A 23,588-nucleotide genomic window follows, 5' to 3' on the forward strand; every position below is an offset into this window, starting at 1 on the left:
AACTCGTAGCCTGCTACGAGTTTCCGTTCACATGCGCGTAGCGCTCAATCGCTCCCAATCGGCTTCCGTCTGATCCGCGTACAGCTGCGCGAAGCGGCACAGCGCAACCTCGAGGGCATCGGAATCGCCGGTGTAACCCGAGATCATCGACGCGCCACTGGTGCGCGCATGTCCTTTGGCCAGCAGTCGGCCCACCACCCGTGCGTAGTCGACCAGAGCGGGCGCATCGATCGACGACAGGTCGATCGTTCCCTTCATGTTGCGGAATTGGCGCACGTAGTACTGCCGTCCGGCGATGGTCGTCCAGCCCAGCAGCGGATCGCTGACGGTCTGCAGATCCTGCTGATACTCCACGACCCGCTGGCCCTGGTGATCGTGCCAGGCCGATTCGCCGTGCACGTACGGCGCGAGCACCGAGCGTCTGGCCTGCTTGAGCTGCAGGAACACCACGTCGTCCTCGCTGGTGCCCTCCAACAACGCCACGTACGCCCGCAGGCCGACGCTGCCGACGCCGACGACGCGGTGCGCCACGTCGATCAACGTGTATCCACCGAGCACTCGACGCCAGTGCGGGGTGAGGGTGAGCAGGTACTCGTCCAATCCGACGGCGAGGAGTTCCTCGTCCCGCGCCGAGATGCGGGTGGTGATCGGCGGCTCCTCGACGATTCTTCGCTTGCCCTCGTGCTTTTCGGTGAAGCGCGGCAGAACGCGGTCACTGGTGCGTCGACGCGCTTTCTTGGTGGCGCGTTTGATCTCCTTGCGCAGCGAACCCTCGGTGGCGTCGCGCTGCAGTTTCTCGGCCGTCAGGCGCTGGAACGAACGCGACATCAGTGGCTCGTCGGCAAGTCTGGCCACCTCGATTCGGTACGCGGACACGCAGGCGGTGACGGCGTCGTGGCACTGGTCCTCGGTGCGGCCGTTCTGCCGCCCGGCCACCCAGATGCTCGCGGCGAGGCGTCGTAGATCCCATTCCCAGGCTCCCGGGTGGGCCTCGTCGAAGTCGTTGAGGTCGATGACGAGGTCGCGTTCGGGGGAGGCGTAGAAGCCGAAGTTGCCCAGGTGCGCGTCGCCGCTGATGACCGGGTTGATGCCGGTCGACGGCAGCATCGCCACGTCCCGGGCCATGACGATGGCCGTGCCGCGCAGGAATCCGTAAGGGGATTCGACCATCCGCTCGAGGCGCGTCGGGATCAACCATTCGATGCGGCCCTGGTGCGAGTATTCGATCTGCTTGACCGGGTCGGGTCGATCCGCCGGTGGGGTCCAGTCACCCAGGGAGGCGATCGGTACCTTCTCGCGGAGGCGTCGACCCAGTTCGTAGCGTTCGGCGCGGGGGAGAGGACGGGCACGCAGCGAGGCGAACGATGCGCTGTCGACATCTACCGAGTCGGTGACGACCGTGTGACCTTTTCCCAAGCCGGACATGTGAGATGACACTAATCCGTCCTCGGCCGTGCGGACGACATCGGTGGACCTGAGTGCGTATGGGGTCGCGTCGATTCACTCGGGCCGCCCTCGCCGATAGTGCTGGACGACCTTCGCTCCCATCGGCACTGCGAACAGCATCATGAACACTCGGATCACCTGGGCGGCCACGACGAACGTCACGTTCGCACCGGTCGATGCCGCGATGGCCAACACTGCGTACACCCCACCCGGGGTGGTGGCGAGGTAGCCCTCGTATCCGCTGGTGCCCGTCGCCGAGGCCAACCACAGCCCCAACATCGCGCACCCGACGGTGACGGCGATGATGAGCAGCAACGCGGACGGCAGCACCCGCGAGATGGACTTCAGGCTCGCGACGGTGAACCGCAGACCGGCTTGCCACCCGATCACGATGTACGCCGCCCACAGCAGCAACGTGGGAACAGTGGCGTCGAACGAGAACCCGAGAAGGTCGGCGCACGTGGCGACGATCAGCGGGCCCAACAGTGCCGGAGCGGGAAATCGGAGTGCCAGTGCGAGCAGCACTCCCACCCCGCCGCAGACCAGAACGAAGGCCAGGTCCACGTACAGCGGAGCTCCGGAATCGGCGAGCATCGTCGACTGACCGGGTTGTGCGCGGAACACCAGTGTCGCCACCAGCGGCAGGGTGGTGGTGACGAGAACGACCCGCAGGTACTGCACCACCGCCACGACGCGTTCGTCGCCGCCGAGTTCCTGGGCGATGGCCACCAGCCCCGACGCGCCGCCCGCGACCAGTGCCAGCGCACCGGTCAGCGAATCGATGTCCTTGCGCAGTCCCAGCAGCGCGCCCGCAGCGATGGACAACACGAGCGTTCCGACGCATGCCAGCAGAACCGGCAACCAGGCGTCGCCCAGTGAGCTGAGGGTGTCTCGCTGCACCAACGTTCCGATCTCGACACCCAACACCGCCTGAGCCACCATGCCGAGTCGGCGCGGCAGCGGGGCGCGTTCGGTTCCCGTGGTCGGTGCCCAGCCGGCGAGCGCGAAGATCACCGCCACCAGCAGCGCGACGAACAGAGCTGCCGACGGAATCCCCAGAGCATCCGCGCCGACGGTCAGGCCGACCGTGACGAGAATCAGCAGCGACCAGCGAATCAAGAAGGGCGCTCGATCTCACGAACCTCGGGCGGCAACCCCCACTCGGTACGGCCGAGGCGGCTGAGCGGGGCGATGGCGTCGAACTCGGGCAGTCCGTCCTCGGCCAGATATTCGGGACGCACCGACAGGGCGACGACGGTGCCCATGACGACGAAGCAGTTTCCTACCTCGACGACGCGATGCAGTCTCGCCTCGATGGCGATCGGAGCGGCCGCCACGCGCGGTGGTGTGACGACGGTGCTGGGCTCGCTCTCGATCCCGAGCTCCTCGAATTCGCTGACGCCGTGATCGAAGCTCGCCGAGCTGCCGTTGACCTGATCCACCAACGGAGCCGTCGCCAGATTGACGACGAACTCGCCGGTGGCCTCGATGTTGCGCAGACTGTCCTTGCGGCTCACCGAGGTGAACTGCACGACCGGCGGTTCCACCGAGGACACCGTGAAGAAGCTGTACGGCGCGAGGTTCGCCACACCGTCGGCCGAGACGGTGGAGATCCATGCGATCGGCCTGGGGACCACCGACGCGGTCAGGAGCTGGTAGAAGCGGCGGGGGGAGACCTCATCGGGCCGGAAGACTGTACGCACACGTCAATACTGTCAAAGCCCGGTTGCGGCGGCTGACCGACACATCTGACACTCTGGATTCTGTGAATCCGTCCACCGCACAGGCCACCGCAGTCGTCGACGAACTGGCGCGCAGCGGGATCCGAGACGTCGTGTTGTGTCCCGGCTCGCGGAACGCCCCGCTGGCGTTCGCGTTGCAGGAGGCGGATGTCGCCGGTCGCCTGCGGTTGCACATGCGGATCGACGAGCGAACCGCGGGCTTTCTGGCCATCGGCCTGAGTCTGGGCAGTGGTCAGCCCGTTCCTGTGGTGATGACGTCGGGAACCGCGGTCGCCAATCTGGGGCCTGCGGTTCTCGAAGCGAACTATGCGCGCATCCCGCTGATCGTCATCAGCGCGAACCGCCCGTACGAGATGCTCGGCACCGGCGCGAATCAGACCATCGAGCAGCTCGGTCTGTTCGGATCTCAGGTACGCGCGACGATCAGCCTCGGACTCGCCGAGGAAGGCCCCAAGCAGAACAGTCAGTGGCGCAGCGCCGTCTCCCGCGTCATCGCCGCAGCGCGCGGCGCACGCTCCGGCAACGCCGGTCCGGTGCACTTCGACATCCCGTTGCGTGAGCCTCTGGTGCCTGCGATCGGCGACCCCGGCGCGCGTCCGAAGGGTCGGCCCGACGGGTTGCCGTGGACCTCGACCACCCAGGCGACACTCGACGTCCCCGTCGAACTGGATCTGACAATCGACACCGTGGTCGTGTCCGGCCATGGCGGTGCCGTGCGTCCGGAGCTGGCCGGGTTGCCGACCGTCGCCGAGCCGACCGCACCCCTGCACGGAATCCCGTTGCATCCCTTGGCTCTTGCGCAGTTGAAGCCGCGCCAGGCCGTCATCACCGGGCGGCCGACCCTGCACAGGCAGGTCTCGGCTCTGCTGGCCGATCCGGCCGTGGACGTCATCGCGCTCACCACCGGTCCGCGCTGGCCCGACGTCTCGGGCAACGTGTTGGCCACCGGTACCCGAGCAGTCACCACCGGTGCGCCCGACCCCGCCTGGATCACCCGCTGCGCCGCGCTCTCCGAGAGAGCCGAACTGGCTGTGCATCAACAACTTCGAGAGCACCCCAAGCCGACGGGACTGCATGTGGCCGACGTGGTCATGTCTGCGCTGCAGCCCGGAGATCAACTGGTGCTCGGAGCGTCCAACCCCGTGCGCGACGCGGCCCTGGTGGCGACTCCGAACCCGGACGTGAAGGTTCTCTCCAACCGCGGCGTGGCCGGTATCGACGGCACCGTCTCGACGGCTATCGGTGCCGCGATGGCCGGAAAGCGGCGCACCGTGGCACTTCTCGGCGATCTGACATTTCTGCACGACGCAGCGGGCTTGCTGATCGGCACCGGAGAACCGCGTCCCGAAGACCTGACGATCGTCGTCGCCAACGACGACGGCGGCGGCATCTTCGAGCTCCTCGAACAGGGCGATCCGCAGTACGCGGGGGTGTTCGAGAGAGTGTTCGGTACGCCCCATGGCATGGACCTCGGCGCGCTGTGCGGTGCCTACCGCGTGGAGCACCACCTGGTCGACTTGGCCGATCTGGCAACCGAACTCACCGGACATGCCACGGGAATCAGGGTGCTGGAAGTGACGACCGAACGATCGGGACTGCGAGATCTACACGCGGCGATTCGGGCGCGGCTCTAGAAGTCGTTCTTGCCCTGCCGGAACTTCGCTGTGAAGGAGGACCCCGTGACGGGTGCTTTCGAGGTACTGGTGGACGATGATCGCACTCAGCTCGAGGCGTTCGTCGAGGACTACCGGAGGGCGCTCGATGCGACAGTCGATGGTCTCACCGAGGAGCAGGCGCGCGAACGGTTGGTTCCCTCTGCCACAACGCTTCTGGGATTGCTTAAGCATGTGACATGGATGCAGCGAGTGTGGTTCGAGGAATGCATCGGAGGTGGGTCCCGGGCTGCACTCGGCCTGGTTCGCAGTCCCGCGGAGTCTTTCGTCCTGGAGGACGGCGACACCATCGCCGGCGTCGTCTCGGCGCACAGACAGGCGTGCGCAACTGCCCGAACCGTCGTAGCCCCATTGGCGCTCGATGCCATCGTGACGGGCCATCACACCGGGCCTCGTACCGTGCACTGGGTATATCTGCAGGTGCTCCGGGAATTGGCGCATCACTGCGGCCATGCCGACATCCTTCGGGAACAGATCCTCGCGTGAAACCAGAACTCGGTCGACCGAACGAAGGAGCGGACGAGTGAGTAGAACCCTTGACAGTTACGAATCGGCGACTGATGTGTACGTTCAGCGAACGAGACGCGATTCGACGCGCGCGTGGCAGCCGTTCATCGACGAGTTCGTTGCACAGGTCGATGCCGGCCTGGTGCTCGAACTCGGAAGTGGACCCGGTTGGCACGCAGCCGAGCTCGAGCGCCGTGGTCTTCGGGTCGAGCGGAGCGACGGGGCTGCGGCCTTCGTCGACATGATGGAGAGGGACGGCTACTCGGCTCGCACGCTCGACATCATTGCCGACGATTTCGGTGGGATGTACGACGGAATCTTTGCCAACGCTGTGCTCCTGCATCTGAATTCGCTTCAGTTCGATGCCGTTGTCGCAAAGGCAGCCGCGGCATTGCGTCCCGGCGGGATGCTTGCTTTCACTCTCGAGGAAGGTGACGGCGAGGAATGGAGTAACGAGAAGCTCGATCTTCCGCGCTACTTCAAGTACTGGCGGGAACCGGACGTTCGCACACGCCTCGATCCGAGTGTGTGGGAGTCGGTATCGATTGCATCCGAGATGTCCCGCGGTGGGCAGCAGTGGCTGATGGTTCTCGCCGAGCGAGGGCGAGCGGTGTCCTGAGACAAATAAATCGAGCGATGTATCCATCGTCGAGTCGATCTGCTCCAGTAGCAGTGTGACTGTATCGCTGGATTCGCTGTCCGTTCGCGTTGCCATTGAGGCGGATGCGGCTGAACTGCTTGTCTTGCAACGCTGTTGCTGGGTTCAGGGAGCGTTTCCCATCGACACCCTCGATACCCCACCGCTTCGCGAGACCCTCGACGAGGTGACGTCGTGGATCGACGAATCGAACGTATCGATCGTGCGTGACGGCCATCGGTTTGTCGGTGCTGTTCGGGTTCGGTCGATCGACCACACCTGGGAAATTGGCGTTCGAGTTGTTCACCGGCGCGCGCAGCAACAAAAACATCGAGTTGTACCGACGAGCCGGCTACCGGATCGTCGACATCGATGAGACCCCGCTGGACACATCCGCGGCGCGATTGTCATGCGAAAACCCCTGTCCGGACCGTGGTATCGGAGGTCACGCACCTCACCGAAGTTCAGGAAGAGCCTCGGTGAGGTGCGCGCGCCCTGTTGTGGTCAGCTGTACGGCCATCCCGCTGCGGCGGACAAGCCAACGGTTCCGTAGGCACGATTCGAGAATTGCGGCACCGAGCGTCCCTGCGAGATGAAATCGTCGTATGCCGAGAATTGCTGCCGCAACGGATGCTCCACTCGGGATTGCGACCCCGGGGTTTCTCCGCTTCCGAGCCCCGGAGTGGAGCGAAATGTGCACGCTGGGAGCGCCCCTGACCCCGGGCCGCGCGATGGCAGTTCTCCTTGCTGGAGCTACGTGTCGCTAACCCTGTTGCTCTGCAACCCATTCGAGGGTCTGGCCGGTTTCCTGGTCGATCATGTCCTTGATCATCTTGTTGATCAGGTCCTCGATCTTGCCGCCCACGATGGGGATCTTCACGGTCGAGTCACCCTTGACGATCAGTTTCGCGCCGGTCCCATTGGGGCGCAACGACAGGGTGCCGTTCACCTTCGCGGGCAAACCGGTGGTGCCGCCGATCAGTGTCCCCTCGGCTCGGTCGCCCTCGAGCGGCCCCCAGTGATCGGTGCGCGAGACGATCAGCTTTCCCTTGATCACTTTCGTGACGAAGCCGGGGAGTTCGGACGTGCCGACCTCTTCGGAGATGTCGACGGTCAGGCCACCGTCGTCGTGCTTGGTCAGCTCGTACCCGTCGGTCTTCTTCGCTTTGGCGAACCGCGCCATCCACTGGTCCTCGCTGGTGAGTGCTGCGTGCACGTCAGCGGGGGGATTGGACGATTCGACGGTGAACTCGAAGCTGCGCGACATGAGTCCAGACGCTACCCGAGCCGAGTCCCGTCGGCTGCGAAGTAACCTGATCGCTGTGACCGATACCGACAGAGGCAGCCGAACGCTGCACAGGGCCCGGCTGGTCGTGCTGGTGGTCGCCGTCGCGATTTCTGTCCTCGCCGTGTTGCTCGTCATCGGAGCCTGGCGCAACGACGTCACCATCGATTCCGACAAGGGCACCGCCACCGCCGAGGTGCTGTCCGCGGGCAAGCTGCGCTCGGCCGTCAGCTTCATCACCCCCGACGGTGTGACGCACAACCCCCCTCTCGGCGTGCTGTACCCCACCAATCTCGTCGCGGGCCAACGCATCGAGGTCGAGTACTACAAGGCCGACCCGGACGTCGAGTTGGTTCGCGTCGCGGGCCGCGACGCTACCGTCGCGATCGTTCCGGCCGGATCCGTCATCGTCGTCACGTGGCTGATTGCCGGCCCGGTGCTGTTCTGGTTACGTCGCAAGGAGGCCGAGAATGCGTAACGCCAAGCAGTGGGTCATCGCTGCGCTCGCCGCAGTCGCCGGGTTCGCATTGGTGAACTTCGGAAACATTGCGTCCTCGATCGTGGTGATGGTGCTCGCAGCGGTGTTCGTTCTCGTCCTGACGACGCCGGTGCTGTATCCGCGATCTCTGTCCGACGACGCGTCGCGCAATCAGGCAACGGAGAAATCGGTGCCGTTGATCTACTGGCGTCCGGGATGCATCTTCTGCTTGCGGTTGCGGGTCGCGCTGCTGCTGCGCGGAAAGAAGGCCGTGTGGGCGAGCATCCGCCAGGACCCCGCTGCGGCCGCGCGAGTGCGATCGGTGAACGACGGCAACGAGACGGTTCCCACGGTGTTCGCGGGCTCCGAACATCGCACCAACCCGGATCCGTCTTGGGTGCTCGCGCAATTCGTGTGACGTTGGCCCACACGTAACGTTGTCCATACCTGGCCGACGGCGGGGCCGCCCACACTGAGGATCGTGCGAGTAGCCATCGTTGCGGAATCGTTCTTGCCCAACATGAACGGCGTCACCCACTCGGTGATCCGTGTCCTCGAACACCTCGACAAGACGGGGCACGACGCCATCGTCATCGCCCCGGACAATCCGTCCGGTCCCAGAGCCGCGACGTGGCACGACAACGTTCCGGTGCACCGGGTGCCGTCCGTCATGGTCCCCAAAGTGAGCTCGCTACCCGTCGGCGTCCCCGGGCTCGGCATGGTCTCGGCGATGCGCGCCTTCGCTCCCGACGTCGTACATCTGGCGTCACCGTTCTTGCTCGGAGCGGGCGGGCTGGCCGCCGCCAACCGTCTGGACCTGCCCGCGGTCGCCGTTTATCAGACCGACGTCGCCGGTTTCGCCGCCAGCTACGGCCTCGGCCTCACCTCGAAGGCCGCGTGGCGCTGGACCAGGAGACTGCACAGAGGCGCGGCCCGCACTCTGGCCCCGTCCACCTCGGCCGTCGACGCGTTGGAGTTGCACGGCATTCCGCGCGTCCACCGGTGGGCCAGGGGAGTCGACGCCGTCCGGTTCGTACCCTCGGCCAAGTCGCAGACACTCAGAAGCCAGTGGGGAGCAGGCGAGAAGCTGATCGTCGGCTTCGTCGGCAGGCTCGCCCCGGAGAAGCACGTCGAGCGGCTCGCCGTACTGGCCGCAGACCCGTCGATCCAGCTGGTGATCGTCGGCGGCGGACCCGACACAGCGGCACTGCAGACCCTGATGCCCGGAGCGATCTTCACCGGCCAACTCGGCGGCGACGAACTCGCTCGGGCCTACGCCAGTTTCGACATCTTCGTACACCCCGGCGAACACGAAACCTTCTGCCAGGCAGTGCAAGAGGCCCTCGCCAGCGGCGTCCCGGTCATCGGGCCCGACGCGGGAGGCCCGCGCGATCTGGTCTCGCACTGCCGCAACGGATATCTGCTGCCGGTCGACAAGTTCACCGAACTGCTGCCCAGTGCCGTCGGAGCGCTCGCCGAACCCACCACCCGCGCCCGCTTCGGCGACGCAGCCCGCAAATCGGTACTGCACCGCACCTGGCCTGCCATCTGCGACGAGCTGATCTCGCACTACTACGACGTGCAAGGCATCACAGCGCCGCGGGTGCAGAAGATCGCTTGAGTAGTCTGGACTTCGTGGCCCAGACATCACGCGCAACCCTGGCAAAAGAGCCCCACGAGGTGGCGTCGATGTTCGACGGCGTCGCCCGTCGATACGACATCACCAACACGGTTCTGTCGTTCGGACAGGACCGGAGTTGGCGCAAACTGACTCGGCGCGCCCTCGATCTCAAACCTGGCGAGCGGGTACTCGACCTCGCCGCAGGCACCGGCGTCTCGACCGTCGAACTCGGGCTCAGCGGAGCCTGGTGTGTGGCCACCGATTTCTCCAAGGGCATGCTGCAGGCAGGACTGCAGCGAGGCGTTCCGATGGTCGCAGGCGACGCGATGGCGCTGCCCTACGCCGACGCCAGCTTCGATGCCGCCACCATCTCCTTCGGCCTCCGCAACGTCTCCGATTTCGACGCGGGCCTGCGCGAGATCGCCCGCGTCACCAAGCCCGGTGGCAGGCTCGTCGTCTCGGAGTTCTCCACGCCGGTGTTCGGACCGTTCCGCACGGTGTACATGGAGTACCTGATGAAGGCGTTGCCGAAAGTCGCTCGCGCCGTGAGCAGTAACCCCGATGCCTACGTCTACCTGGCCGAGTCCATCCGCGCGTGGCCGACGCAGGAGCAACTGGCACAGCGGATCGCCGATGCAGGCTGGACCGACGTGCAGTGGCGCAACCTCACCGGTGGAATCGTGGCTCTGCACAAGGCAACTCGGCCCTGACGCGATTCACGTAAAAGGCGGCCGGGAATCGATTTTCAGTGATCCGGTTCCCGATGCCCGCCACGTGCGGGCGACGAGGTCGCTGTCCGCTTCGGTGATGAGGTTACCCATGCAGCGGACGGCGACTTTCATCAGTGCCCGTGAGCGCATGCCCACCGGTCCCGCTGCGGGTAGGAATCTCGGCACCGTCAACAGTCCGGCGAGGCGTCGAGCGATGGAGAAGGCCTGCCCGTAGTGCTCGCGCAGCAGGGTCGGCCAGGCGTCGGTGAGGTCGGGGTGATCGAGCAGGTCGACGACCATGCGGCCGCCTTCGAGTCCGTAGTCGATGCCCTCGCCGTTGAGTGGGTTCACGCAGGCTGCGGCGTCGCCGATGATGGCCCAGTTGGTGCCTGCGATTCCCGAGACCGCGCCGCCCATCGGCAGCAGCGCCGACGCCACCGAGCGCAACTCCCCGCTGAGGTCCCATTCATCGCGGCGCTGGTGGGTGTAGAGGTCGAGCAGTGGCCGCAGCGCTCCGGGTGCCGGCCTCTTGGCGGTGGCCAGGGTGCCGACGCCGATGTTGATGGTTCCGTCGCCCAGCGGGAAGACCCAGCCGTAGCCGGGTTGCAGAGTGCCTGCCGCGTCACGTAATTCGAGGTGCGAGCTGATCCATTCGTCGTTGCTTCGGCCCGAGTCGATGTAGGCGCGAGCGGCGACGCCGAATGCGGTGTCGCGATGCCATTGCCGCCCGAGTTGTTTGCCCAGGTTCGAGCGGACACCGTCGGCGACGATCAGTGTGCGACAGGAGATCTCGTGTGCGCCGGCGGCGGTCTGCAGGGTTACCGAGCGGACCGAGTTGCCGTCTCGGGTGACGGCAACAGCCTTCGCTCCCTCGGCCATCACGGCCCCGGATTCGACTGCGGCGACGCGAATCCTGTCGTCCAATTCGGTTCGGGGAACTGCACTTCCGACGGTGGGAAGGGACTTGCTCGGCCACTCGAGTTCCAGTTCCTGCCCGAATCCGCTCAGTCGCAGTCCTCGGTTGCGCGCTTTGCCGCGCACCCACTCACCCAGACCCAGCTGATCGAGCTCGGCGACGGCACGTGGCGTCAACCCGTCGCCGCACGTCTTGTCGCGGGGGAACACTGCCGCGTCGGCCAGGACGACGTCGCGGCCGGATCGCGCGGCCCATGCCGCAGCGGACGATCCTGCGGGGCCCGCGCCCACGACCAAAATGTCGGTCGCGGTGGGTGGGGCGGGATGGGGAGAGGTCACGGGTTCCAGTATCCCGATTTCTACCAACGGGTGCGGCGAGGGCCTCCGGTCGACGCCGTGTGAAGCGTCACCTGTGGTCGGTGACACCGTCCCACCGGTGTGCACGCTAGGTTCACTACGGTAGAAGGCGAGCAGTGGCGCTTCGCCGCTGCCGCCGGCATGTCGACGACAGGACAGGGACCAACATCGTGAGTACAGACGACGCTGCCGTAGCAACGGTCGTTGCCGGAGTCGACCTGGGTGACCCGGAGCTCGCGCGAACCGTCGCCGACGGCCTCGCACGCGTCGAAGAACTGATGATCAGCGAGCTCTCCGACGGTGAGGAGTTCCTCACCGAGGCCGCTCTGCACCTGGCCAAGGCCGGCGGAAAGCGCTTCCGACCCCTGTTCACCGTGCTGACCGGTCAGCTGGGACCGTCGCCGACCGATCCGGCGATCGTCACCGCGGCCACGGTCGTCGAGCTGGTTCATCTGGCGACGCTCTATCACGACGACGTCATGGACGAGGCGTCGATGCGTCGAGGTGCCGAGAGCGCGAACTCACGCTGGGGCAACAGTGTGGCGATCCTCGCAGGCGACTACTTGTTCGCGCATGCGTCTCGTCTGGTGTCCACCCTCGGACCCGACGCCGTCCGCATCATCGCCGAGACCTTCGCAGAACTCGTCACCGGTCAGATGCGCGAAACCATCGGGGCCAAGAGCACCGACGATCCCGTCGCGCACTACCTGAAGGTCGTGTGGGAGAAGACCGGATCGCTCATCGCCTCGTGCGGACGCTTCGGCGGAACGTTCAGCGGCGGCGACGCCGAACATGTGGGACGCCTCGAGCGCCTCGGTGACGCCGTCGGTACCGCCTTCCAGATCTCCGACGACATCATCGACATCTCCTCGGCCACCGAGCAGTCCGGAAAGACTCCCGGCACCGACCTGCGGGAGGGCGTACACACTCTGCCGGTGCTCTTCGCGCTGCGCGAGGAAGGTACCGACGGCGATCGGCTGCGCGAGATCCTCGCCGGTCCGGTCACCGAAGACGCGCTGGTCACCGAGGCTCTGGAGCTGCTGCAGCGCTCACCCGGCATGGTCTCGGCAAAGAAGACACTCGGTGAATATGCCGCGCGGGCACACGCAGAACTCGCCCTGTTGCCGCAGGGTCCGGCCAACGATGCCCTCGGCCGCCTGGTGAACTACACCGTCGAGCGCGTCGGGTAGTCGGCTCGGACTTCGGGCCGGGAACTGCCGGTCCAGGTGTTTTCGTTGAATCGGGTAGGAAGACCCGGTACGAGGAGGCATCTTCAGTCATGAACGGTTACGCGAACGGTGCGAAGACTTTCGGCCTGTTGGTCGGGATGTCGGCGCTCATCGTGTTCATCGGTTCGCTGTTCGGTAACGCGACCATTCTCATCGGCTCCATCGTGTTGGCAGTCGGCGTCAACGGCTACGCGTACTTCAACAGCGCGAAGATGGCCCTGCGGTCGATGCATGCGGTGCCGGTGACCGAGCTCGAGCAGCCGGCGATGTATCGCATTGTGCGTGAGCTGGCGACGGCCGCTCATCAGCCGATGCCTGCGCTGTACGTCAGTCCCACCAACAACCCCAACGCGTTCGCCACCGGCCGCAACCCCCGCAACGCTGCGGTGTGCTGCACCGAGGGCATTCTGCGGATCCTGGACGAGCGGGAACTGCGCGCGGTGCTCGGGCACGAGCTCTCGCACGTCTACAACCGCGACATCCTGATCTCGTCGGTGGCCGGTGCGATGGCGTCGGTCATCTCGGGTCTGGCGAACCTCGCCTTCTTCGCCAACATTTTCGGCGGACGCGGCAACGGGGGCCCGAACCCGCTTGCGTTGCTGCTGGTGTCGATGCTGGGGCCCGTTGCGGCCAGCCTGGTTCGCCTTGCGGTCTCTCGTTCGCGTGAGTACCAGGCCGACCAGTCCGGGGCCGAGCTGACCGGTGACCCGTTGGCGTTGGCGTCGGCGCTCCGCAAGCTCGAGCAGGGAGTGCAGCTGGCACCGCTGCCGCCCGAGCCGCGGTTGGCGGCGGAGTCGCATCTGATGATCGCGAATCCGTTCCGCATGGGCGACAAGGCCGGGCAGCTGTTCGCCACCCACCCGCCGATGGCCGACCGCATCGAGCGACTCGAGCGGATGGCCGGCCACCGGCCGTACTGAGCGGCTGCGCCGCATGTGAGCAGAAACTCGTAGCCCACTACGAGGTTCCGTGCACATGCGGCGCAGGAGTGGAGCCTGCGGAACGACCCGGGTGAGCAGGAGTGGAGCCTGCGGAACGACCCGGGTGAGCAGGAGTGGAGCCTGCGGAACGACCCAGGTGAGAAGCCGCTCTACCGGTAGTTGACGAACTGCAGCGCGATGCCGAAGTCCTCGTTCTTGAGCAGCTGCTGGATGGCCTGCAGGTCGTCGCGCTTCTTGCTGCTCACGCGCAGTTCGTCGCCCTGGATCTGCGCCTTGACGCCCTTGGGGCCGTCGTCGCGGATCTTCTTGGAGATCTTCTTGGCGTTCTCGGTCGTGATGCCCTGCACCAGCTTGCCGGTGACCTTGTAGACCTTGCCGGACGCGGCCGGATCGTTGGTCTCGAAGGCCTTGAGGGAGACGTCCCGTCGGATCAACTTTTCCTTGAACACGTCGAGGGCGGCCTTGACCTTCTCCTCGGATTCGGACGTGATGACGATCGTCTCGGACTCGCCGCTACCGGACCATTCGATGCTGGTGTCGGATCCGCGGAAGTCGAAGCGGGTCGCCAGCTCCTTCGCGGCCTGTCCGACGGCGTTGTCCACTTCCTGTCGGTCGACCTTGCTCACTACGTCGAAGGACGAATCAGCCACTTCTCACACTCTCCAGTCGAATCGAAAATTTGGTTTGGCGGTGGTGTCGGTCCACATCCCGCAGGGACTTTATCGGCCCGCTACCGACCGTATCCACCCGGTTTGCGTTCCGGGGGGACGTTCGTTGTATTCTTCTCACCGCGCCGAAGAGCAGTACGGGCTTCGATCGCATCACGGCAGATTGCCCGAGCGGCCAATGGGAGCGGACTGTAAATCCGTCGGCTTATGCCTACGTAGGTTCGAATCCTACATCTGCCACACCTGGAACCCCGGCGAGGATTTCTTTCGCTGGGGTTTCCATGTGAAGAGGGACATGAACGGCTCGCTGACCACGCAATTTGGTAGTCGGCGCTCCGAATGTGTAACCTCTTGAAGGCTTCAGCGCACGGCTCGATGTGCCCTGGAGTGGAGCCTGCGGAACGACTGTTCCGTAGCCACCCGCCCCCTTAGCTCAGTCGGTAGAGCGTTTCCATGGTAAGGAAAAGGTCAACGGTTCGATTCCGTTAGGGGGCTCGCTGGATTGGATGGCTCGACGTCGCGTTCCCCGCGTGGGATGGTGGACGGTGAGCACCTGAGGCGGTGTAGCTCAGTTGGTAGAGCAAACGACTCATAATCGTTGCGTCGCCGGTTCAAGTCCGGTCACCGCTACACAGTAGGCAAGCACGACCAGTAGCACTCATGAACAGTCCTGATTGACCCTGATCAGATTTACCCGAAAGTAGGCGTCCAGTGGCCTCCTCCACCGATGTGCGGCCCAAGATCACCTTGGCCTGCGAGGTTTGCAAGCACCGCAACTACATCACCAAGAAGAACCGTCGGAACGACCCCGACCGCATCGAGCTGAAGAAGTTCTGCTCCAACTGCGGAACGCACCGGGCGCACCGCGAATCCCGCTAGTCTGCTCGGCTCGCTGGTTCGCAGTCCCGATTTTTCTTCGGCGCCCGGCGTTAGGTCGCATTTTCTTCCCTAACGGCTCTTGCGTCCAGGGTAGAAAAGGTCTCCACCGTGTCACAAGCTCCACATGACGTACCGGCCATGGATGCATCCGCTCACGCGGCGTCCATGGTCGGTTGTCATTTCCGCGTCGACGACTTCTACGAGGTCGGCCGCGAGAAGGTTCGTGAGTATGCGCGTGCCGTCCAGGATTTCCATCCCGCGCACCACGACGAGGACGCAGCGAAGGGCCTCGGTTACGACGGTCTCCTCGCGCCCTTGACCTTCGTTTCCCTGCTCGGGATCATGTCGCAGACCCGCATGTTGCAAGAGGTCATCACGGGTTACGACCCGAGTCAGATCCTGCAGACCGATCAAAAACTGGAGTTCCATCGCCCGATCCAGGTCGGCGATCGAATTTTCTGCGACGTGTATCTCGAGTCGTTCCGGCAGATGGGTGGCAGCGACATCATGACCACCAAGAACATCATCACCGATCAGAACGGCGACCTCGTGCAAACCACGTGGACGACGATCGTCGCGCGAACCGGCGGGGAGATCGACGAGAACATCGCCCATGCGGTGAAGGAAGTGATCAGGCATGGCGCTTCGTAACTTCGACGACGTATCGGTCGGGGACGAACTGCCTGAGCGAGTGGTGTCCCTGACCCGCGGCGACCTGGTCAACTACGCAGGCGTGTCCGGCGATCCCAACCCGATCCACTGGAGTGACGAGGTCGTCGCGCTGGCCGGATTGGACGACGTCATCGCGCACGGGATGCTGACGATGGGCCTCGGTGCCGGTTTCGTCACGTCGTGGCTCGGCGACCCGGGTGCGGTCACCGAGTACAACGTGCGCTTCACCAGTGCGGTGTTGGTCCCGGCCGATGCCCCGGCGTCGGTGGAGTTCACCGGCAAGGTCAAGTCCGTGGACGCCGACGAGCGAACCGCGATCGTCGCCATCGTCGCGAAGTCCGCAGGCAAGAAGATTTTCGGGCGAGCGACCGCAACGGTGCGCTTGGCCTGAGCATGGTCGATCCGGCGGAGGTCGTTCACCGCCGGGACGACGGGATTTATCTGTTCCGAAGGGTGTGCAGTACACTGAGATTTCTGGGGTAATTCGGCGCTCCGCGCTGCCCGCGTCCTCCCTCTGGAGAGCGCGAAGGCTGTGTGTGGGAGCCGAATGGACACCAGAGCGGCCGAGAAGCTTCGGCCGAAGGGGCGTAGCTCAATTGGTAGAGCAACGGTCTCCAAAACCGTAGGTTGCAGGTTCAAGTCCTGTCGCCCCTGCCCAAGGTGTCAGCAACTGAGAGGAACGACGTGAGCGAGGAGCGCGGTAAGCGCGACGGTCGATCAGAGGAGGAGTTCGAGAACTCCTCGGCTTCGGGCGACGTCGCACCTGGCTCCGAGGGCCGTCCTTCCGATGCTGACACCACTGCCGGTGAATCCGCTGCAGACGCCGTGGTGCCCACCGGCAAGCGATCCACCAGCAGGTCCCGCGGTAGCGCTTCGGGCGTGTCGATGTCCAAGGCTCCGGCCGCATCCACCGCGCCGGCCAAGACCAAGACCGGCAGGACTCGTTCGGGCAAGGTCAAAGCCGACAAGCGGCCGAACGTGTTCATGCGTCTGCTGCAGTTCTTCCGTGAGGTCGTCGCCGAGCTTCGCAAGGTCATCTGGCCGAACAAGAAGCAGATGGTCACCTACACCAGCGTCGTGCTCGTCTTCCTGACGTTCATGGTCGCGTACATCAGTGGCCTCGACCTGCTCTTCATCCAGGGCGTCGGCTGGCTGTTCGGCTGACCGATCGCAGCTGCGTGAACTACCGACGATCGAACCGAGCAGGAAACTAGAGAAAGGGTGCTGACGTGAGCACGCCGCACAACGACGCCACCGAAGTGGCCGCATTCGACGCCGATGTCGAGGCGACCAAGCAGGGCCTCGAAGCGGAGCAGGCCGCTCAGGACCGCGAAACCGACGAAGCCATCAAGGCCGACGTTGCCGCCGCTGCCGGTGAGGACGTTCCCGCCGAAGACGGCGAGGCAGCCGACGCCGACGTGACAGCCGAGCCCGAGGATCCCGTCGCCGAGATGAAGGCGGCTCTGCGCCGCGCTCCCGGTGACTGGTACGTCATTCACTCGTACGCCGGCTACGAGAACAAGGTCAAGGCCAACCTCGAGACTCGCGTGCAGAACCTCGACGTCGGCGACTACATCTTCCAGGTGGAAGTTCCCACCGAAGAGGTCACCGAGATCAAGAACGGCCAGCGCAAGCAGGTCAACCGCAAGGTTCTGCCCGGTTACATCCTCGTGCGCATGGAACTCAACGACGAGTCATGGGGAGCGGTTCGCAACACTCCCGGCGTCACCGGTTTCGTCGGTGCCACCTCGCGGCCGTCACCGTTGACCATCAACGAGGTCGTCAAGTTCCTCATGCCGCAGGAAGGTGCCAAGAAGGACGCGAAAGCGACCGCAGGCGCAGCCGAGGAGGGCGGCGACACCACGTCGAAGCCGACCATCGAGGTCGACTTCGAGGTCGGCGAGTCGGTCACCGTCATGGATGGCCCGTTCGCCACCCTCCCCGCGAGCATCAGCGAGGTCAACGCAGAGCAGCAGAAGCTCAAGGTGTTGGTATCGATCTTCGGCCGTGAAACACCGGTCGAGCTCGGCTTCACTCAGGTCTCCAAGATCTAGAAGCCGACCACAGACTTGCAGTAGCAACCGCAAGAAACCCGAGCGAATACAAGGAAAAAGAAATGCCCCCGAAGAAGAAGAAGCTAGCCGGGATCATCAAGCTTCAGATCCAGGCCGGTGCCGCCAACCCGGCACCGCCCGTCGGCCCCGCACTGGGCCAGCACGGCGTCAACATCATGGAGTTCTGCAAGGCGTACAACGCCGCGACCGAGTCGCAGCGCGGCAACGTCGTGCCGGTCGAGATCTCGGTCTACGAAGACCGTACGTTCGACTTCAAGCTGAAGACTCCTCCCGCCGCCAAGCTGCTGCTCAAGGCCGCAGGCGTGGCGAAGGGCTCCGGCGAGCCGCACAAGACCAAGGTCGCCAAGGTGACCATGGATCAGGTGCGCGAGATCGCCAAGACCAAGCAGGAAGACCTCAACGCCAACGACATCGATCAGGCCGCGAAGATCATCGCCGGCACTGCTCGCTCGATGGGCATCACCGTCGAAGGCTGATTTACCTGCCCAGCAGGAGCGAAGCCTGCGGAGCGACCGTTCCAGCAGGAGCGGAGCCTGCGGAGCGACCAAAGACACAGAACGTGGGAGAGCCGGCCAGGCTCGTCAACCACACTGAACTCGAACGAAGGACAGTAAGACATGGCAAAGCGCAGCAAGGCCTACCTCGAGCAGGCCGCGAAGATCGACCAGGACAACCTCTACTCGCCTCTCGAAGCCGCGAAGCTGGCCAAGGAGACCGCGTCGAGCAAGTTCGACCCCACCGTCGAGGTCGCAGTGCGACTCGGCGTCGACCCCCGCAAGGCCGACCAGATGGTGCGCGGCACCGTCAACCTTCCCCACGGCACCGGCAAGACCGCTCGGGTTATTGTTTTCGCCGCTGGTGAGAAGGCTGCAGAGGCCGAGGCAGCAGGAGCCGACGTCGTCGGTGCAGAAGATCTGATCGAGCGCATCCAGGGCGGATTCCTGGACTTCGACGCAGCGATCGCCACCCCCGATCAGATGGCCAAGGTCGGCCGCATCGCCCGTGTCCTCGGACCGCGTGGCCTGATGCCGAACCCGAAGACGGGCACGGTCACCAACGACGTGACCAAGGCCGTCAACGACATCAAGGGCGGCAAGATCAACTTCCGCGTCGACAAGCAGGCCAACCTGCACTTCGTCATCGGCAAGGCCTCGTTCGACGAGACCAAGCTGGTGGAGAACTACGGCGCAGCACTGGACGAGATCCTGCGTGCGAAGCCGTCGTCGGCCAAGGGCCGTTACGTCAAGAAGGTCACCGTCTCGACCACCACCGGACCCGGCGTCCAGGTCGACCCGAACCGCACGCGCAACCTCCTCGAGGACGACGCGAACGCGTAAATCAGCTCAGCACTACGACGAAGGCCGGCCCCGATACATCGGGTGCCGGCCTTCGTCGTTCGTGGAGGTGCCTACGCAGCCCGCGCCCGAGCGAAGTTCGCCAGGATGATGCCCGCGATGCGGTCGATCAGTGCGGCGGGCAGGTCGTGGGCCATACCGTCGATCAGCGTCAGTTCGGCGTCGGGGACAGCGCGGGCGATGGCCTTCCCACCCGACGGCCGGACCAGTTTGTCGGCGGTGCCGTGGATTACCGTGGTGGGAGCGGTGATCTTCTTCGCGTAGGGCCGCAGACTGCCGGTGCCGGTGATGGCGGCCATCTGCCGCACGACACCGGACGGGTTGTAGTTCCGCTCGTACATCACCTGCGCGATCTCCAGTTGCTCCTCGGGCGGAGTGCGATAACCGGGGGAACCGATCGCGGCGAGCGTCTTCGCCGAATGCGCGATGATCTCGTCCTTGGTGGCGTCCTTCCCGACGCCACCGATGAGCGGCAGCAGGGCGCGTGGATCGGGCGGTGGCAGGAACGGTTCGTTGGTGCTCGAGAAGAGGATCCCGACCGACTTCGTTCGTTCGGGATAGCGTCCGGCGAAGACCTGGGTGATCATTCCGCCCATGGAGGCACCGACGACGTGCACCGAGTCGATGTCGAGGTGGTCGAGCACGCCGACGGCGTCGGCCGCCATGTCCGTGATCGTGTAGGGCACGTCCGAGGACATCCCGAACTCGTGCCGGATCAGGCGAAGAATCTGGGAACCCCGCACTTTCTGCCCCGTCATCTTGGTGGACAACCCGATGTCGCGATTGTCGATTCGGATCACCCGGTAGCCGGCGTCGACGAGACGGGTGCAGAAGTCCATGGGCCACAACGTCAATTGCGCGGACAGGCCCATGATGAGCAACACTGCGGGGTCGTCGATCGACCCCATGTCCTCGTACGCGATCTCGACGGAGTTCGTCGGCGCGACACCTTGTTCGATTCTCATGTTCTCGTTCCTACCAGCCGGGCTCACCGAGTACCGGAACCACCAGGTAACTCGGATTCTGCGGATCGATGTCGATGTCCTGTCTGCGCAATCGCGTACGCACCAGATCCGGCAGGATCGGAATGAACCGCGGTGTGTCGGTGGCGAATACACTCACGCGCAGGCGGTGGCCGGATGCGATGACGGCCTCGGTGGTGAGGATGTCGATGTCGAGTGCGATGGGTTCGCCGATGGGGACCGGGAGCAGCGCTGCTTCGGTGAGTGGATGGTAGGGGCGGGTGTAATCGCCGTTCGGGGCGAACAGTGATCGCTCGTCGTCGACGGCTCGGCGGGAGGCGAGCAGTGCGCCGTTGCTCAGCACGATCGATCGACCGCTCGGGGCGACGTCGCAGATCATGATGGCCCACATCGCTTCCGGTGCACGGCAGACGACGCGCAGGTGCAGGTTCATGGGGCCGGACAGTACGGTGTCCGACTCGGCGGGTGCGGTGGTGAAGGTGACTGCGGCCCCCTCGGCGAATCGATTGTCGTAGGTGAAGCCGCCGCCCAGGACTGCCGTCACGCCGGCGAGAACCTGTGTGGTGTCACGAGATACGACGGCTCGCAGTGACGGGCGAACGGTCAGGACGTCGGATTCGGCGGCCGGCTCGCCGGTGAGGCTGCCGTCGCCGACGGCATGAGGGGCGGTGCCGGACGCCGCTGCCGACAGGTACAGCCTGCGTGGTTGTGCCCGGGGAGCCGGAAAGTGCCCGTGCGCAGTCCAATTGCCGCCCTGCTGACGCAGGGTGACGGGGCCGTAGTTCTCGATTCCGTTGTCCACGTCGCGCAGCCATTTGTCGAACCAGGCGCGCTCGAGTACGTCGAGCCGAGGCGGAAATCCTGGTTCGCCGAAGCCGATTCCCGGGTTGCCGTGGTAGCCGTCGCCGACGAGCAGTTGCTTGAATCCGCGTTCGAGGGGCAGCCGGTTGTAGATGTCCGGTGCGGAGCCGCCGAAGATGTCGTGCCAGCAGCCGTACAGAAACGTCGGTGCCGCGATGTCTTCGATGACGGCATCGATGGTGTCGTAGTACTCGTTGTCGTAGATTCGCGGATCTCCGCCTGTGACAAAGCCTTTGGCCAGGTCGAACAGATTCGTGGCCGGGGATCGAGCGCGATCGCGGAGCCAGGCGAGCGTGTCGATTCCGCCGACCGCAGGCGCCCACTTGAGCCCGTTGACGGCCGCGAGCCACAGTGGAATGAACGCCGAGGTGGCACCTCCGGTGGCGAAGATCTCGCGCACGATGTCCACCGAGCCCTCGACTGCGAAGATCGCGTCGAGCCCGGCGGGCCGCTTTGCTGCGGCCTGCAGGGAGTTGATCGCGGAGTACGAGATTCCGGCCATCCCGATCCGGCCGTTGCACCAGTACTGGCGTCGGGCCCAGTCGATCACCTCGAGCGAGTCGAGCTGTTCCCGGGGACCCTGCACGTCCCAGGTGCCCGAGGAGCTGCCGGTGCCGCGGACGTCGACGATCATCTGCACGTACCCGCTGCGGACGAGATGACGGTTGACCGAAAGCAGGTCGGCAGCCCCGCCCGCCACCACTCGGGTGATCTCGGTGATGCCGTCGAATCTGCTTCCGGTCAGGTCGAATGCGGACGAGAAAGCTCTGATGGCACGGCCCAGAACCGGGGTCTCGAGGACGGTGTCGATGCTCTTGATCAACAGCTTGTTGTAGGGCGTGAGGTTCAGGACGGTGGGAAACGTGCCTTCCACCGCCTGTCCCGACGCGTCCGCGGGGCGAAAGACGTATGCGCGCAACGCGGTTCCGTCGCTCATCGGAATGCGCACGTTCGTCGTGATGGACACCCGAGGGTAGCGCGGTTGTTCGCGCACGATTGCCGCCCACGCCGCTGCCGCGTCGCCGCCGCTCGGATCGCGTGCGGGTTGCAGGAGGGGGTGGGGGTGTACTGCCGTCATGGGAAACGATTAGACCGTCGAAGGGCCTCGTTTGTCTCGCGGAACGCGCATCGCCGGTGATGTCACCGACCGGCACAGGGCGATTTGCCGACTTCGATTGGGAACACTCTCAACGCCGGTTGAGCGCCGCTGTGGGGGTTCCCAGACTTTCCCGGTCACCCGGTTATGAGCCCGCGTCATTGCTAACGTCTGCCCGTCCGAGTGATGTGGGACACCGACCGTTGCAGGGGAGCGCGAATGCACGTAGAGGCACTGTTCGGAGACGGATCGTTGCGTCCGATCTGGCCGCACGCAGATGCACTGATCACCAACGAATGCCCTGCGCTTCGTTTCGCCGGGAAGTATGCCGACGTCGTCGCGCTGAGCAACGGTGATCCGACGGCGCTGCGCCCGTTCATCGACGAGGACACTCGCCGCCGTGTGGCAGATATGGCAGCACCGCGTACCGACACCGCGTTGGTGTTCGGGGCCAACGGCTTTCTCGGTGCTCACCTGATCGGCCGCCTCACTCGTGATTCCGCCGTCGAGGTCGTCTATGCGATGGTGCGCCCCACCGAGGAGGAAACGGCTCTCGAGCGCCTGCAGCGCACGTTCGACCAGTACGAGATCGCGGTGGACGCAGACAAGATCCGCATCGTCGAGGGCACTCCCACGAAATTCCGGTTCGGTCTCGACAAGACCGCCTACTACGACCTGGCTGCCGGAGTGGGACAGATCTTCAACTGTGCCAGTTCCACCGATTACACCGAGAGCTACGCCGAGCTGCGCGACGACTGGTTCGTCAGCGTGCTGCGCATCCTCGAATTCAGCATCACCTCCACCCGCAAGCATCTGACGTACGTGGGCAGTATCGGTGCCCACCTCTATCAGAAGCCCGAGGATTTCCGTCGTCCCGATTCGTGGTGGTACTCCGGGTACGCGCAGATGAAGTGGGTCAACGCAACGCTGCTCGGGTGGCTGTCGATGTCGGACACCTACTCCGTCACCCTGTGCGAGGCGCCCTACATCCTCGGAAGCACCGAACTCGGTCGTGATCCGGGTCGGGTCTACAGCTTCTGGCGCATCATCGAACTGGCGATCGCGGCCGGTGCCATCTGGGACGGCCCGGGGATGAACTACGTTCCGGTCGACGTGATGTGCGACGTCATGGCGAGCAACTCGTTGCGCAGCCATCCGCTGACGAGGCTGTTGCCGAGTAATCCCACCGGCTACGGTCACGATCTGTACGCCGATCTTCTCGGCCTCGATCTGGTGAGCTGGGACGAGTTCAAGGAGCGCGTCAGTGCGCGCATCTCGCCGCGGTTCGCCGAGACGATGCTGGCAGACAACATCGATCAGCTCATGCGGCTGGTGCACAAGCCCGAGGCGATCCTGCCCGTCGACCACGACGTCTCCTGGTGCGATCATCGCCGACTCTTCGAGCTCTACTTCGAGAAAGCACAGCTCAAGACGCTCACGCCCGCCGCCGTCAACTGA

25 protein-coding genes and 4 tRNA genes are annotated in these 23,588 nt (G+C 64.8%); 21 read left to right on the forward strand and 8 right to left on the reverse strand.

The window, feature by feature from the left end; translation table 11 throughout:
* Positions 1-27: 27 nt before the first annotated feature.
* The 3 genes from CH291_RS15330 to CH291_RS15340 all read right to left on the reverse strand — a co-directional run bounded on the left by CH291_RS15330 (position 28) and on the right by CH291_RS15340 (position 3,149).
* Positions 28-1,425 carry a DUF2252 domain-containing protein gene (locus CH291_RS15330; RefSeq protein ID WP_094687939.1) on the reverse strand — a complete coding sequence of 466 codons (1,398 nt, stop codon included), beginning with the start codon at positions 1,423-1,425 and terminating at the stop codon, positions 28-30.
* 75 nt (positions 1,426-1,500) lie between these two features.
* Positions 1,501-2,565, reverse strand: coding sequence for an AbrB family transcriptional regulator (locus tag CH291_RS15335; protein WP_094687940.1), 1,065 nt, complete (start codon positions 2,563-2,565; stop codon positions 1,501-1,503).
* A complete protein-coding gene (locus CH291_RS15340; RefSeq protein WP_094687941.1) occupies positions 2,562-3,149 on the reverse strand; it encodes a flavin reductase family protein in 588 nt (195 codons plus the stop codon). Before CH291_RS15340 ends, CH291_RS15335 begins: the two co-directional genes overlap by 4 nt.
* A gap of 62 nt (positions 3,150-3,211) precedes the next feature.
* On the opposite strand from CH291_RS15340, the gene menD reads away from it, so the two are divergent.
* The 3 genes from menD to CH291_RS15355 are packed head-to-tail and all read left to right on the forward strand — an operon-like array spanning position 3,212 to position 5,987.
* A complete protein-coding gene (menD, locus tag CH291_RS15345; RefSeq protein WP_094687942.1) occupies positions 3,212-4,822 on the forward strand; it encodes a 2-succinyl-5-enolpyruvyl-6-hydroxy-3-cyclohexene-1-carboxylic-acid synthase in 1,611 nt (536 codons plus the stop codon).
* Positions 4,823-4,867: 45 nt separating this feature from the next.
* Positions 4,868-5,347 carry a DinB family protein gene (locus CH291_RS15350; RefSeq protein WP_218829034.1) on the forward strand — a complete coding sequence of 160 codons (480 nt, stop codon included), beginning with the start codon at positions 4,868-4,870 and terminating at the stop codon, positions 5,345-5,347.
* 37 nt (positions 5,348-5,384) lie between these two features.
* The gene (locus CH291_RS15355) at positions 5,385-5,987 is read left to right on the forward strand and encodes a class I SAM-dependent methyltransferase (protein ID WP_179276553.1); all 603 of its coding nucleotides are present in this window, start codon (positions 5,385-5,387) and stop codon (positions 5,985-5,987) included.
* A 781-nt stretch (positions 5,988-6,768) separates the two neighbouring features.
* Here the strand turns inward: CH291_RS15355 and CH291_RS15365 are convergent.
* The gene (locus CH291_RS15365; protein WP_094641104.1) at positions 6,769-7,272 is read right to left on the reverse strand and encodes a DUF2505 domain-containing protein; all 504 of its coding nucleotides are present in this window, start codon (positions 7,270-7,272) and stop codon (positions 6,769-6,771) included.
* Positions 7,273-7,327: 55 nt separating this feature from the next.
* On the opposite strand from CH291_RS15365, the gene CH291_RS15370 reads away from it, so the two are divergent.
* The 4 genes from CH291_RS15370 (at position 7,328) to CH291_RS15385 (ending at position 10,099) form a co-directional block, all read left to right on the forward strand.
* Entirely contained in the window at positions 7,328-7,768 is a 441-nt protein-coding gene (locus CH291_RS15370; RefSeq protein WP_176460399.1) for a DUF3592 domain-containing protein, read from the forward strand.
* Entirely contained in the window at positions 7,761-8,186 is a 426-nt protein-coding gene (locus tag CH291_RS15375; RefSeq protein WP_256980860.1) for a glutaredoxin domain-containing protein, read from the forward strand. Before CH291_RS15370 ends, CH291_RS15375 begins: the two co-directional genes overlap by 8 nt.
* A gap of 63 nt (positions 8,187-8,249) precedes the next feature.
* Positions 8,250-9,389, forward strand: coding sequence for a glycosyltransferase family 4 protein (locus CH291_RS15380; protein WP_179276554.1), 1,140 nt, complete (start codon positions 8,250-8,252; stop codon positions 9,387-9,389).
* 14 nt (positions 9,390-9,403) lie between these two features.
* Positions 9,404-10,099, forward strand: coding sequence for a demethylmenaquinone methyltransferase (locus CH291_RS15385; RefSeq protein WP_068046274.1), 696 nt, complete (start codon positions 9,404-9,406; stop codon positions 10,097-10,099).
* Positions 10,100-10,105: 6 nt separating this feature from the next.
* Here the strand turns inward: CH291_RS15385 and CH291_RS15390 are convergent, their stop codons facing one another.
* Positions 10,106-11,353, reverse strand: a complete 1,248-nt coding sequence (locus CH291_RS15390; protein ID WP_094687944.1) for a geranylgeranyl reductase family protein — start codon at positions 11,351-11,353, stop codon at positions 10,106-10,108.
* Between the two features lie 188 nt (positions 11,354-11,541).
* On the opposite strand from CH291_RS15390, the gene CH291_RS15395 reads away from it, so the two are divergent.
* Complete coding sequence (locus CH291_RS15395; protein WP_094687945.1) at positions 11,542-12,561, forward strand: polyprenyl synthetase family protein; 1,020 nt, start codon at positions 11,542-11,544, stop codon at positions 12,559-12,561.
* 89 nt (positions 12,562-12,650) lie between these two features.
* Positions 12,651-13,520 (forward strand): zinc metalloprotease HtpX, encoded by an 870-nt coding sequence (gene htpX / locus CH291_RS15400; RefSeq protein ID WP_068046268.1) that lies wholly within the window; start codon positions 12,651-12,653, stop codon positions 13,518-13,520.
* Positions 13,521-13,690: 170 nt separating this feature from the next.
* Here htpX and CH291_RS15405 read toward each other — a convergent pair whose 3' ends face one another.
* The gene (locus tag CH291_RS15405) at positions 13,691-14,191 is read right to left on the reverse strand and encodes a YajQ family cyclic di-GMP-binding protein (protein ID WP_008713817.1); all 501 of its coding nucleotides are present in this window, start codon (positions 14,189-14,191) and stop codon (positions 13,691-13,693) included.
* Positions 14,192-14,366: 175 nt separating this feature from the next.
* Here CH291_RS15405 and CH291_RS15410 point away from each other — a divergent pair.
* The 11 genes from CH291_RS15410 (at position 14,367) to rplA (ending at position 19,172) form a co-directional block, all read left to right on the forward strand.
* Positions 14,367-14,449 (forward strand) — tRNA-Tyr (locus tag CH291_RS15410).
* Positions 14,450-14,631: 182 nt separating this feature from the next.
* Positions 14,632-14,704 (forward strand) — tRNA-Thr (locus tag CH291_RS15415).
* A gap of 62 nt (positions 14,705-14,766) precedes the next feature.
* A tRNA-Met gene (locus tag CH291_RS15420) sits at positions 14,767-14,839 on the forward strand.
* 81 nt (positions 14,840-14,920) lie between these two features.
* A complete protein-coding gene (gene rpmG, locus CH291_RS15425) occupies positions 14,921-15,088 on the forward strand; it encodes a 50S ribosomal protein L33 (protein WP_027498281.1) in 168 nt (55 codons plus the stop codon).
* 138 nt (positions 15,089-15,226) lie between these two features.
* A complete protein-coding gene (gene hadA, locus CH291_RS15430) occupies positions 15,227-15,739 on the forward strand; it encodes a (3R)-hydroxyacyl-ACP dehydratase subunit HadA (RefSeq protein WP_068046265.1) in 513 nt (170 codons plus the stop codon).
* A complete protein-coding gene (gene hadB, locus CH291_RS15435; RefSeq protein ID WP_068046262.1) occupies positions 15,726-16,151 on the forward strand; it encodes a (3R)-hydroxyacyl-ACP dehydratase subunit HadB in 426 nt (141 codons plus the stop codon). The genes hadA and hadB overlap by 14 nt, the downstream gene beginning before the upstream one ends.
* A 190-nt stretch (positions 16,152-16,341) precedes the next feature.
* Positions 16,342-16,414, forward strand: a tRNA-Trp gene (locus tag CH291_RS15440).
* A gap of 30 nt (positions 16,415-16,444) precedes the next feature.
* Positions 16,445-16,924 (forward strand): preprotein translocase subunit SecE, encoded by a 480-nt coding sequence (secE, locus tag CH291_RS15445; protein WP_094641108.1) that lies wholly within the window; start codon positions 16,445-16,447, stop codon positions 16,922-16,924.
* A 65-nt stretch (positions 16,925-16,989) separates the two neighbouring features.
* Positions 16,990-17,814: a transcription termination/antitermination protein NusG gene (gene nusG / locus CH291_RS15450; protein WP_094687946.1), complete on the forward strand. Its 825-nt coding sequence runs from the start codon at positions 16,990-16,992 to the stop codon at positions 17,812-17,814.
* Positions 17,815-17,876: 62 nt separating this feature from the next.
* Complete coding sequence (gene rplK / locus CH291_RS15455) at positions 17,877-18,311, forward strand: 50S ribosomal protein L11 (protein WP_008713829.1); 435 nt, start codon at positions 17,877-17,879, stop codon at positions 18,309-18,311.
* A 141-nt stretch (positions 18,312-18,452) separates the two neighbouring features.
* A complete protein-coding gene (gene rplA, locus CH291_RS15460; protein ID WP_027498276.1) occupies positions 18,453-19,172 on the forward strand; it encodes a 50S ribosomal protein L1 in 720 nt (239 codons plus the stop codon).
* A gap of 71 nt (positions 19,173-19,243) precedes the next feature.
* Here the strand turns inward: rplA and CH291_RS15465 are convergent, their stop codons facing one another.
* Positions 19,244-20,155, reverse strand: a complete 912-nt coding sequence (locus CH291_RS15465) for an alpha/beta fold hydrolase (RefSeq protein ID WP_094687947.1) — start codon at positions 20,153-20,155, stop codon at positions 19,244-19,246.
* 10 nt (positions 20,156-20,165) lie between these two features.
* Complete coding sequence (locus CH291_RS15470; protein ID WP_094687948.1) at positions 20,166-22,112, reverse strand: CocE/NonD family hydrolase; 1,947 nt, start codon at positions 22,110-22,112, stop codon at positions 20,166-20,168.
* A gap of 237 nt (positions 22,113-22,349) precedes the next feature.
* Here CH291_RS15470 and CH291_RS15475 point away from each other — a divergent pair, with 237 nt between their 5' ends.
* Complete coding sequence (locus CH291_RS15475) at positions 22,350-23,588, forward strand: SDR family oxidoreductase (protein ID WP_094687949.1); 1,239 nt, start codon at positions 22,350-22,352, stop codon at positions 23,586-23,588.

It is taken from the genome of Rhodococcus sp. 14-1411-2a (assembly GCF_002259485.1).
Classification (GTDB): domain Bacteria; phylum Actinomycetota; class Actinomycetes; order Mycobacteriales; family Mycobacteriaceae; genus Rhodococcoides.

What these genes read in the sequence shown, in the direction of transcription:
- CH291_RS15330 (WP_094687939.1), bottom strand. Translation starts at nt 1,425, where the DNA reads ATGTCCGGCTTGGGAAAAGGTCACACGGTCGTCACCGACTCGGTAGAT.
- CH291_RS15365 (WP_094641104.1), bottom strand. Translation starts at nt 7,272, where the DNA reads ATGTCGCGCAGCTTCGAGTTCACCGTCGAATCGTCCAATCCCCCCGCT.
- CH291_RS15375 (WP_256980860.1), top strand. Translation starts at nt 7,761, where the DNA reads ATGCGTAACGCCAAGCAGTGGGTCATCGCTGCGCTCGCCGCAGTCGCC.
- htpX (WP_068046268.1), top strand. Translation starts at nt 12,651, where the DNA reads ATGAACGGTTACGCGAACGGTGCGAAGACTTTCGGCCTGTTGGTCGGG.
- hadA (WP_068046265.1), top strand. Translation starts at nt 15,227, where the DNA reads ATGGATGCATCCGCTCACGCGGCGTCCATGGTCGGTTGTCATTTCCGC.
- hadB (WP_068046262.1), top strand. Translation starts at nt 15,726, where the DNA reads ATGGCGCTTCGTAACTTCGACGACGTATCGGTCGGGGACGAACTGCCT.
- rplK (WP_008713829.1), top strand. Translation starts at nt 17,877, where the DNA reads ATGCCCCCGAAGAAGAAGAAGCTAGCCGGGATCATCAAGCTTCAGATC.
- rplA (WP_027498276.1), top strand. Translation starts at nt 18,453, where the DNA reads ATGGCAAAGCGCAGCAAGGCCTACCTCGAGCAGGCCGCGAAGATCGAC.
- CH291_RS15465 (WP_094687947.1), bottom strand. Translation starts at nt 20,155, where the DNA reads ATGAGAATCGAACAAGGTGTCGCGCCGACGAACTCCGTCGAGATCGCG.
- CH291_RS15470 (WP_094687948.1), bottom strand. Translation starts at nt 22,112, where the DNA reads ATGACGGCAGTACACCCCCACCCCCTCCTGCAACCCGCACGCGATCCG.
- CH291_RS15475 (WP_094687949.1), top strand. Translation starts at nt 22,350, where the DNA reads ATGCACGTAGAGGCACTGTTCGGAGACGGATCGTTGCGTCCGATCTGG.